Source organism: Cytobacillus sp. EB106-05-05-XG126 (assembly GCF_058791715.1).
This window is the reverse complement of sequence record NZ_JBYTDU010000012.1, coordinates 68,542-78,031: the sequence shown is the minus strand read 5'-3', so window position 1 is coordinate 78,031 and position 9,490 is coordinate 68,542. Positions and strand designations below refer to the sequence as shown.

At 45.2% G+C, this 9,490-nt stretch carries 11 protein-coding genes; 7 read left to right on the top strand and 4 right to left on the bottom strand.

Features of this window, described 5'->3' with window-relative positions; genetic code table 11:
• Window positions 1-124: 124 nt before the first annotated feature.
• The gene (gene gerQ / locus AC3WTL_RS21245) at window positions 125-559 is read right to left on the bottom strand and encodes a spore coat protein GerQ (protein WP_492369990.1); all 435 of its coding nucleotides are present in this window, start codon (window positions 557-559) and stop codon (window positions 125-127) included.
• Window positions 560-811: 252 nt separating this feature from the next.
• Window positions 812-1,555, bottom strand: coding sequence for a hydrogen peroxide-dependent heme synthase (hemQ, locus tag AC3WTL_RS21240; RefSeq protein ID WP_035328069.1), 744 nt, complete (start codon window positions 1,553-1,555; stop codon window positions 812-814).
• Between the two features lie 384 nt (window positions 1,556-1,939).
• On the opposite strand from hemQ, the gene pta reads away from it, so the two are divergent.
• Both pta and lipL read left to right on the top strand, forming a co-directional pair.
• Window positions 1,940-2,917 (top strand): phosphate acetyltransferase, encoded by a 978-nt coding sequence (gene pta / locus AC3WTL_RS21235; protein WP_197249046.1) that lies wholly within the window; start codon window positions 1,940-1,942, stop codon window positions 2,915-2,917.
• A 256-nt stretch (window positions 2,918-3,173) separates the two neighbouring features.
• On the top strand, window positions 3,174-4,016 hold the full coding sequence (gene lipL / locus AC3WTL_RS21230) for an octanoyl-[GcvH]:protein N-octanoyltransferase (RefSeq protein ID WP_492369989.1): 843 nt from the start codon (window positions 3,174-3,176) through the stop codon (window positions 4,014-4,016).
• Window positions 4,017-4,137: 121 nt separating this feature from the next.
• On the opposite strand, the gene AC3WTL_RS21225 is transcribed toward lipL, so the two are convergent.
• Window positions 4,138-4,890, bottom strand: coding sequence for an RsfA family transcriptional regulator (locus AC3WTL_RS21225; RefSeq protein ID WP_492369988.1), 753 nt, complete (start codon window positions 4,888-4,890; stop codon window positions 4,138-4,140).
• Window positions 4,891-5,245: 355 nt separating this feature from the next.
• Here AC3WTL_RS21225 and AC3WTL_RS21220 point away from each other — a divergent pair, with 355 nt between their 5' ends.
• The 3 genes from AC3WTL_RS21220 to AC3WTL_RS21210 all read left to right on the top strand — a co-directional run bounded on the left by AC3WTL_RS21220 (window position 5,246) and on the right by AC3WTL_RS21210 (window position 7,605).
• A complete protein-coding gene (locus AC3WTL_RS21220; protein WP_048009460.1) occupies window positions 5,246-5,470 on the top strand; it encodes a YuzB family protein in 225 nt (74 codons plus the stop codon).
• Between the two features lie 282 nt (window positions 5,471-5,752).
• Window positions 5,753-7,054, top strand: a complete 1,302-nt coding sequence (locus tag AC3WTL_RS21215) for an HD domain-containing protein (protein WP_048009459.1) — start codon at window positions 5,753-5,755, stop codon at window positions 7,052-7,054.
• 41 nt (window positions 7,055-7,095) lie between these two features.
• The gene (locus AC3WTL_RS21210; protein WP_197217520.1) at window positions 7,096-7,605 is read left to right on the top strand and encodes a YwgA family protein; all 510 of its coding nucleotides are present in this window, start codon (window positions 7,096-7,098) and stop codon (window positions 7,603-7,605) included.
• Between the two features lie 300 nt (window positions 7,606-7,905).
• On the opposite strand, the gene thmT is transcribed toward AC3WTL_RS21210, so the two are convergent.
• Window positions 7,906-8,091 (bottom strand): 2-hydroxymuconate tautomerase, encoded by a 186-nt coding sequence (gene thmT / locus AC3WTL_RS21205; RefSeq protein WP_009332324.1) that lies wholly within the window; start codon window positions 8,089-8,091, stop codon window positions 7,906-7,908.
• A gap of 184 nt (window positions 8,092-8,275) precedes the next feature.
• Between thmT and AC3WTL_RS21200 the strand changes: the two genes are divergently transcribed.
• The gene (locus tag AC3WTL_RS21200) at window positions 8,276-8,935 is read left to right on the top strand and encodes a site-2 protease family protein (protein ID WP_048009457.1); all 660 of its coding nucleotides are present in this window, start codon (window positions 8,276-8,278) and stop codon (window positions 8,933-8,935) included.
• A 37-nt stretch (window positions 8,936-8,972) separates the two neighbouring features.
• Window positions 8,973-9,485 (top strand): YwhD family protein, encoded by a 513-nt coding sequence (locus tag AC3WTL_RS21195; protein WP_076257049.1) that lies wholly within the window; start codon window positions 8,973-8,975, stop codon window positions 9,483-9,485.
• The last annotated feature ends 5 nt before the right edge of the window (window positions 9,486-9,490 follow it).

The window sequence follows — 9,490 nt, the reverse complement described above, 5'->3', positions numbered from 1 at the left end:
AAATGAACCGCCGTATACCGAACGGTACGTACGGTGGTGTGAGAGGTCGGGGGTTAGTCACCCCCTCCTACTCGATTGCTGAAGATGGCTGAGTTTTTAGCCTTCAGAAGCAAGGCCTTTCCTGTTACCTCGGCGAATATTGCGACAATCCCTGTCCTCCGCCAAATGGGTATTCATATTCGATTTCCTCATCAAACGTCACATAGTCTAAGTAGATCATTGGAAGAAGGATACGCTGCCCTGTTTGAGGATCGCTCAGAATCAGGTGATCCCGCCCGGCTGCCTCAATGAGGCCTTTGAATATTTTGGCGTTCCATTCCGTATTGTTCTCAAATGTGGCATATACTGTGGCAAGTTTCCCTTTGTTCAGGCGAAGAATGTTTTCGATATAGGATTGTTCAAGCGGAAGCATTCCCGGAATAGATGGAGCAGCTGCCATGCCGCCCATGCCAGCGCCTGCACCTGCACCTGGAAACATTCCCCCTGAGCTCGCATTTGGCATGGCTCCGCCTGTTTGTGCCGGCTGAAACTGCGGCTGGGCCTGAAAGTTCTGCGGCATTTGCGTGCCGTCGCTATAACGCTGCTGGTAACCATAATAAGGGTATTGACCATAATTTGATTGACTCAATTTAGTCCCTCCTAAGTATTAAAATCAGCATTTTCTATCCGCGTATTTGAGAGTAGACTGTCGGACAGTCCTGCGGGTTGAATTTAAAATAGAAACTCACTATTTCATTACTATGTAAGGGCATGTTTTTTTATAACCGGAAGAAAAAGAAAAACTCCCAGCCGAAGCCGGGAGCTTTACTTATTATATGTGAAGGAACTTTTCTACTTTGTCCTCTTCCAGGATGTTTCCAACGAAGAAAGAGCCGAATTCGCCGTAGCGTGCACTTACTTCATCAAAGCGCATTTCATAAACAAGCTTTTTAAATTGAAGGACATCGTCAGAGAATAGGGTAACGCCCCATTCGTAATCATCGAAGCCAACAGAGCCTGTGATGATCTGTTTTACCTTTCCGGCATACTGGCGGCCGATCATGCCATGGCTGCGCATCATATTGCGGCGGTCTTCCATCGGAAGCATATACCAGTTGTCATTGCCCTGGCGGCGCTTGTCCATCGGATAGAAGCAGACATGCTTCGCTTTTGGCAATTCAGGATAAAGGCGTGCCAGGATCTGCGGATTCTGGTATGGGTCTTCTCCTGCAGGCAGGTAGTTGCTCAGCTCGACAACAGACACATAGGAATGAACTGGAATCGTGAATTCAGCTAATTTTGATTTGTTGAATTCGTTTTCAATTTCATTCAGCTCTTCCATAGTAGGCCTTAAGATCATCATCATAAAATCAGCTTTTTGGCCGACAATTGTATAAAGGGCATGACTGCCGTTTTTCTCGCTTTGTGTTGTGTTCCACTTGTCCACTAGGGCCATAAATTCGTGGATCGCTGCCTGGCGCTCTTCGCTGGGTACCATTTTCCAAGTTGTCCAATCAACTGTGCGGAAGTCATGTAAACAATACCAGCCATCAAGCGTTACTGCTGCTTCACTCATTATAATCACTCCTAATATGTACTGAAATTCTCATCCCTACTATACCATAGTTTCTCCAATTAACATGTGTACAAAACTTGAAATGTTGGAATTCCTCATGGTGACAGGTACCTATACCAGCTCGCCTAAATGGTGAAGGTGCCTGTCACCGCAAAACCCCGTTTACAAAGAGGGCATTATGGATATCTTAAAAAAGGTATGAAGCTGCGGCAGCAGAAGGATATTTATTATTGGAAATTTACCGAAAACAAAAACATTTTATTTGTAAACGCTAACAGCGGGTGAACTCCTTGAAATTCTTAGGATGAAGAGTATTCTAAGGGAGTATATAGGAGAATTTCTATTAATTTGAACGGAAAAATTATGGCCGTAGGAGGAATTAGCATGAGTGACTTATTCACAGTATTGAAAGAAAAAGTAACAGGGCAGAATTTACGAATCGTTTTTCCGGAAGGACAGGATGAGCGCATTTTAGCGGCTGCCGGCAGATTGGCTGCAGAAAAAATCATCACTCCAATCCTGATTGGAAACATCGCGGAAATTGAAGCGAAAGCAAAAGACATGGATATCAGCCTGGATTCAGCTGAAATTTATGACCCAAACAGCTTTTTAATGATGGATGAGCTTGTGGCTGCATTTATTGAAAGACGCAAAGGCAAAGCGACAGAAGAAGATGCGCGCAGAATCCTTCTGGATGAAAACTATTTCGGAACCATGCTCGTCTATGCGAATAAAGCAGACGGCCTGGTGAGCGGTGCAGCGCATTCGACAGCTGATACAGTGCGCCCGGCACTGCAAATTATTAAAACGAAAGAAGGCGTGCGCAAAACATCGGGTGTCTTTATCATGGTCCGTGATGATGAGAAATATGTTTTTGCCGATTGTGCCATCAACATCTCGCCTGACAGCCAGGATCTGGCGGAAATTGCGATTGAAAGCGCGAAGACAGCCAGAATGTTCGATATCGAACCGCGTGTAGCAATGCTGAGCTTCTCGACAAAGGGCTCTGCCAAGTCTCCTGAAACGGAAAAGGTTTCGGCAGCACTTGAAGCAGCTAAAGTTCGTGATCCGCTATTGATCATCGATGGGGAATTCCAATTTGATGCGGCATTTGTTCCATCTGTAGCAGAGAAAAAAGCTCCGGATTCACCAATCCAGGGTGATGCGAATGTATTTGTTTTCCCTAGCCTGGAAGCCGGCAACATCGGCTACAAAATTGCCCAGCGCCTTGGAAACTTCGAGGCAGTGGGACCAATTCTTCAAGGCTTGAACCGCCCGGTTAATGACCTGTCCCGCGGCTGCAACGAGGAAGATGTCTATAAGCTTGCTTTAATTACAGCAGCTCAGGCTTTAAATCAATAATACAGCATTTTAGAAGCCGGTCCCTTGTGACTGGCTTTTTTGCTATAATGTATCTGGATATGGCTATTGGCCGATAAAGTCTCGATTTTGGCCTGTAAAAAATGATATTTGGCCGGTAAGGGTTCGAATATGGCCGATAAAAGAGATCATTAACCGATAAAGCTGCAGTTAGTCCATCAATCTAAAGGATACTGCGATTAAATAGATAAATTCTGCCGATTAACTCCAAATATCGGCAAAAGGGGATCAAATAAAGATGAATTCGCAACAAGATTTGCTTTTTCAGGAAGAATGGCGGGTCATTGACCAGTCTGCTGCGGGAATCCACTTAAATGCCCTGCACTCATTTGGAATGGATGATACGCTCTGTGCTTCTGTCGGAGCCGGCGGGGCGCCTGCCACTGCGAGGACATGGGTGCATCATAATACGATCGTGCTTGGCATACAGGATACGAAGCTTCCTTTCTTGAATGAGGGCATAAATTTTTTAAAAAGCCAGGGCTATGAAGTGATCGTCCGAAACTCCGGCGGCCTGGCTGTTGTTCTGGATCAGGGAGTCCTGAATATTTCGCTGATATTTCCTGAAAGGGAGAAGGGAATTGATATAAACCGCGGATATGATGCGATGTGGGTGCTCATCCAGGAGATGTTTTCCGATTTTAATATAGAAATAGACGCGCGTGAAATTGTCGGCTCCTATTGCCCAGGAAGCTATGATTTAAGCATCGGGGGACAGAAGTTTGCCGGCATTTCGCAGAGGCGCCTCCGCAATGGGGTGGCTGTGCAAATCTATTTATGCGTGGATGGCAGCGGAAGTGAGCGGGCCGATCTGATTGGCAAATTCTATTCTCTTGCCAGAAAAGAAGAACAGACGAAATTCCAATACCCTGAAATTCAGCCGGCTGTCATGGCATCACTGTCGGAATTGCTGGGGACAGAGCTGACGGTTCAGGATGTGATGCTCCGCTTTCTCCAATCCTTGAAAAAGAAATCCGGCCGCCTTTATGCAGGGCAGCTGACAAATGAGGAGGCAGGCCTGTTTGAGGGCTATTCACGCCGTGTAATGGAGCGGAATGAGAAAGTGCTGGGCAGCGAATAAATAAAAGAAGAGCCGCAGTCGTTATCGATCTGCGGCCCTCCTTGAAAGGAATTGCTGCCATTTTCTCCTGCTCCCGATGCCGGGAACTTCAGCGCCTTGAGGGCAAGGCGCTTCCGCTTTTCTATTCAGCGACTCTCTCCAAATTGCCGTTGCGGTCCATTTTGAACTTGGATGCCGGCCTTTCTTCTTCATCAAACAGAACAAAATTGCGGGCTCTGTTCATGATTTTCATCAGTGTCTCGTAATCTTCCTGAATGGTTACTGTATTCTGCTCCAGCTTGCCGATTTTGCTCTCAAGCTCTTCATTTTGGCTTCTGAGATCCGCATTTTCGCGCTTCAATCTTTCATTCTCATTCTTTAGTATATCAACCTGAATTCCAGAATGATTCAATGTTTGCAAGTATGCGATAACGGTATCCATATCCAGCTGTGCAGGTGCCGTGTAAACCGGATCTGAATAGGTGTAGGATGGAACCGTTTCTGTCTGCACAGGCGCTTCATCCTCTGTGCGCTCCTCGTAAAAGTCTGCTGGTGACGGCGGTACGATTGCATTTGTCTGAACTGGTGCTGCTGAGACCTCCTGCATCGTCGGAACCGGCGGAGAGTATAAGAGTTTTTTCTTGCCGCCCTGATCCTTTCCTAGCATTCTTTGTCTCTGCTTGCGCTGTTTTTTGGCCAGCCCAAGCGCTTTTTCATATTGATGCCTCACCACAGCGTTCCAGCGGAATCCGCATGCTGCTGAGGTGCGGTTCAGCTTGTCTCCAACTTCCTCAAAAGCGTTTAACTGTGTGCTGCCTTCCCTCACATGCCGTAAAACGGTCTCTGCAAGCAATAAATCGTTTTCATCTGTCCAAGCGTCCTGACGTATTTTCATATAACCTCAACTCCCTAAATGATTACTTTTTGCTGTTGCCTTAGTTAAAGGATGGACAAACCTGGCAGATTTTATACAAAGGTGATTAAAAGGATAGTAGATTATTTTAAAAAATTTTATTTTCGCTAGATACGTATGGCAGTTTTGTGAAGTTTACTAAGATTCACCACCCAAGTTAATGATTACAGCTTGCAATGAAGGTCGATTAGTTTTAAAATAGCCTGTAGCAGTTGGGCAGGGCAGTCCTTTACTTTGAATAGGAATGCCGTGCAGCGGACATGCTTTAACGAAGAAGATAAGGCGCAAAAAGCGCAGGGATATATAAAAGATTGACCGCAGAAAGGGTTGTACGAAGATGGCAAACGAATTCCGTGTTTGCGACGATTGTCAGGCAGTAAATCTGAAGACATTGGTACCGCGATTAAAAGAAATAGATCCAGAAGCAAAAATTGATGTCGGCTGCCAGTCCTATTGCGGACCAGGCCGCAAAAAAACATTTGCTTTCGTCAATAACCGTCCCCTTGCCGCACTGACGGAAGAGGAATTGATGGAGAAAATCAATAAAAAGCTGAAAAAATAAAGATCACCCTGACTCCTGTCCTGCGGTGATTTTATTTTTTGCCTGTGTTTATGATTTAACCCTGATTGGTAAATAGACTTAGGAGGCAATATTGTTTTTAGAAAAGTCGAAAAATATTTCTTGGCCTGATGATTGATGTATCGCGGTTTCTGTCGAACAGCCATGAAAAACGGTGAATTTTGTGATGAATTGACACTATAATCGGGATATAATAAGTATACGCCAGAAATTGGGAACAACAGGTTCGGCGTGCGTGGAAACAGGAAAAGCGGAGGGTACGGAATGGCATATTCAGCGGAAAAGTTAAATGAGGAAAAAGTATTCAAAGACCCCGTTCATCGGTACATACACGTCAGGGACAGAGTCATCTGGGATTTAATCGGGACAAAAGAGTTTCAGCGTCTCAGAAGAATTAAGCAGCTCGGGACAACTTATTTAACCTTCCATGGTGCTGAGCATAGCCGCTTTAATCACTCGCTCGGAGTTTACGAGATTGTGCGCCGCATTTCCGATGATGTCTTTTTGGGAAGGCCGGAATGGGATGAAGAAGATCGCATCCTGACTTTATGCGCGGCACTTCTCCACGATTTGGGGCACGGTCCGTTCTCGCACTCTTTTGAAAAAGTATTCGACCTGGATCATGAACATTATACGAGGGCGATCATTCTCGGAGACACCGAGGTCCATCATGTGCTTACAAGGGTAAGTGCCGATTTTCCTCAGAAGGTGGCGGATGTGATTGCCAAAACATCTAAAAATAAGCTGGTCGTCAGCCTGATTTCCAGCCAGATTGATGCGGACCGGATGGATTATCTGCAGCGGGACGCTTATTTTACCGGTGTCAGCTATGGCCATTTTGATATGGAGCGGATCCTGCGTGTCATGAGGCCGCGGGAAGATCAGGTCGTGATTAAGCAGAGCGGGATGCATGCTGTTGAGGATTACATAATGAGCCGCTACCAGATGTATTGGCAGGTGTATTTTCACCCGGTTACCCGGAGTGCAGAGGTCATCCTGACGAAAATCCTGCATCGCGCAAAAGATCTGCATGAACAGAAATACAAATTCAAATATGATCCAATCCATTTTTATTCTTTATTCAATGGGGAGATCACTCTTGAGGATTATATAAAGCTTGATGAAGCTATTATTCTTTATTATTTTCAGATGTGGCAGGAAGAAGAAGATCCGATTCTAAAGGATCTCTGCTGCCGCTTTATGGACAGGAATTTATATAAATACGTGGAATTCGACCCGGCGAAAGAATACAAGAAGCTGGCCGAGCTGTCGGCATTGTTTAAAAAGGCAGGCATGGATCCTGAATATTACCTGGTCGTCGATTCTTCATCTGATTTGCCTTATGACTTTTACCGTCCGGGGGAGGAAGAAGAAAGATTGCCGATTCATCTGCTGCTGAAAAATGGGGATATCCGCGAGCTTTCCCGTGAATCAGAGATCGTAGATGCTATTTCCGGGAAACGCCGAACGGATCATAAGCTGTACTTTCCGGCTGATTTTATTGCAGACGACAGTAAAAAGCCAAACATTAAAAAGCAGATTAAAATGCTGCTGGAAATTGACTAAAACATAGATACGGGAAAAAACGGAGTAGGAGATGAAGAGCTTTGTTAAAGGATCACGCCAAACTAATGCACGCCATTGCAGTCTCTGAAGAAATCGTGGGACGGAAAAAGCTGCAGAAAATGATTTATATCGCCAAGAACATCGCCTTTCCCTTTCAGGAAAGATTTCAATTTCACTTTTACGGGCCATATTCGGAAGAATTGACACTAAGGGTCGAAGAGCTTTGCAACATGGGATTTTTAAACGAAGTAAAGGAAAAAAAGGGCGGTTACTATCAGTATCGCTATACGCTTACTGAAACCGGCAAGGAATTTTTGGGCATCAACACAGTCGATATGCCGAGCCTTCAGGAATGCCTGCTCGATATGAACGGCCAGAATGCCAGATTCCTTGAACTCGTCTCAACGGTGCTTTATTTCAATGACCTGCCTAAGGAAGAAGTGAAAGAAAAAGTCTTCACCCTGAAAAGCAAACAGCGCTACACGGATGAAGAAGTGGAACAGGCGTATCAATATATTGAAAGCTTAAGAGAAAAAGCCGGGCTGCATTGAGTGCCCGGCTTTGTTTTTTGCTGAAAGAGTCTTACCGCACATAAATAGTATTATGAGCGCTGAAATTGGGCTGTGCGCATAGAAAAATTTTTATGTGCACAGAAATTTGTGCTATGTGCACATAAATTCCGGCTATGTGCACAGAAATTTTTTATGCGAAAGTAAAACCATGCTATGCGCAAATAAATTTTTTTATCCGCAAGTAAAATCGTGCTATCCGCAAATATAACCGCCCATTATGCAAAAACTCATAGAAAAAGGCAGTCTCCGTTATAGGAAACTGCCTCTTTTTACGCAATTCTACTGGTCGCTTAAGCGTTTTCCGCCGACAGCGTAGTGGTTTTTGGACATTTCTTCGATAAATACGACGATTTTGTCTTCTGGTGCTCCAGTTGTTTCACTGACGGCCGCTGTTACTTTTTCAGCGAGCGCTTTTTTCTGTTCCTCAGTACGGCCTTCAAGCATTTTCACGGTTACGTATGGCATTTCTATTCCTCCTCATTATGTATGCTTGTTTGTATTTTTCCACTTTTTCCTGCAATGTGCAAGCCTGATTCCCTTTGACCAGGCGTTCATGTATACTTTTAGGTAAATAGCAGCGGCTTTTCCTACATAGTATGTATAAATAAAGCCTGGCTTTTTTAGCCGGCAGGAGAGGGAGTTTTGGCTTTTGGAACAATTTTTGGCGTTTTCTCTCAGGGAGATTCCCTATGTGGCGGTAACATTGATGATTGCCTTTACGGTTCATGAATTTGCCCACGCCTATATGGCTTATAAGTTTGGGGATTCCACTGCAAAAAACCAGGGAAGGTTAACGTTAAATCCCATGCAGCATCTGGATCCGATTGGGACGATCCTGATTTTTATTGCCGGTTTCGGATGGGCCAGGCCTGTACCGGTCAACCGCTTCTTTTTCAAAAATCCGAGGCTTGCCGGGATCTCTGTCTCCATTGCGGGACCGATATCCAATCTTGTGATGGCTGTTCTGGGCTTTTTCATCTGGTATGCCCTTGCCGGAACCGGTCTCGCAGCTTCGTTTCCAGCGTTTGTGGCAGATTTTCTGAACATCTTTATTCAGCTGAATTTGGTGCTGTTTGTATTCAATCTGCTGCCGTTTCCGCCGCTCGATGGCTATAGAATTATTGAGGATCTGGCGCCGGCCCATATTCGCCCGAAAATGACCCGGTTTGAGGCATATGGCTCCGTTATTTTCCTGATTCTTGTCATTACCCCGCTGGATCAATACACCATCCAGCCGATTTTTAACACCGTTTTGCCGGTTCTGGCGAGCGGCCTAAATGATTTTTTCTATGAATTATTTATGACATAATAATAAGAACCCAGTACTTGCATAGGAGGACGTGAAGATGGAAGAAAAAAAGAAAAAGAAAGTCGATTTTAATATTATCAAGAGCGACCCGACAGATGGACATGGCGGATTCGGGGTCGGGACTCTGAGCCTTGATAATGTGACACCGGTCATCATTGATGTGGATGCCGGGGAGGCGTCTATTGAAGTGGGTGCCATGCATGCGCGCAGTCCAGTGGAAAAAGGCATCAAGTTTTTGAAAAGCAAAGAGGAAGTACCAAACGGAAAGCCGTACTGGCTGATTTGGATTACTATTGACCGCAAAGAGGGAGGCGCCTACTATGCAGGTGTTACGGCCTGCGAAATGACGGTCGACAGGGAGATTCGCCGGGGCTACAAATCGCTGCCCGAGCATGTGAACCGCATGGATAAATCGATTAAAAGACATATCATCGTCGATCATATGGACGAGAAATCCAAGAAGGTGCTGGCCGATTTCCTGAAAAACCATGACGCAGGCATGTGGGAAAGATCGGCGGAACAGCTAAAAACAGATTTACAAGCCATTTAGAAAAA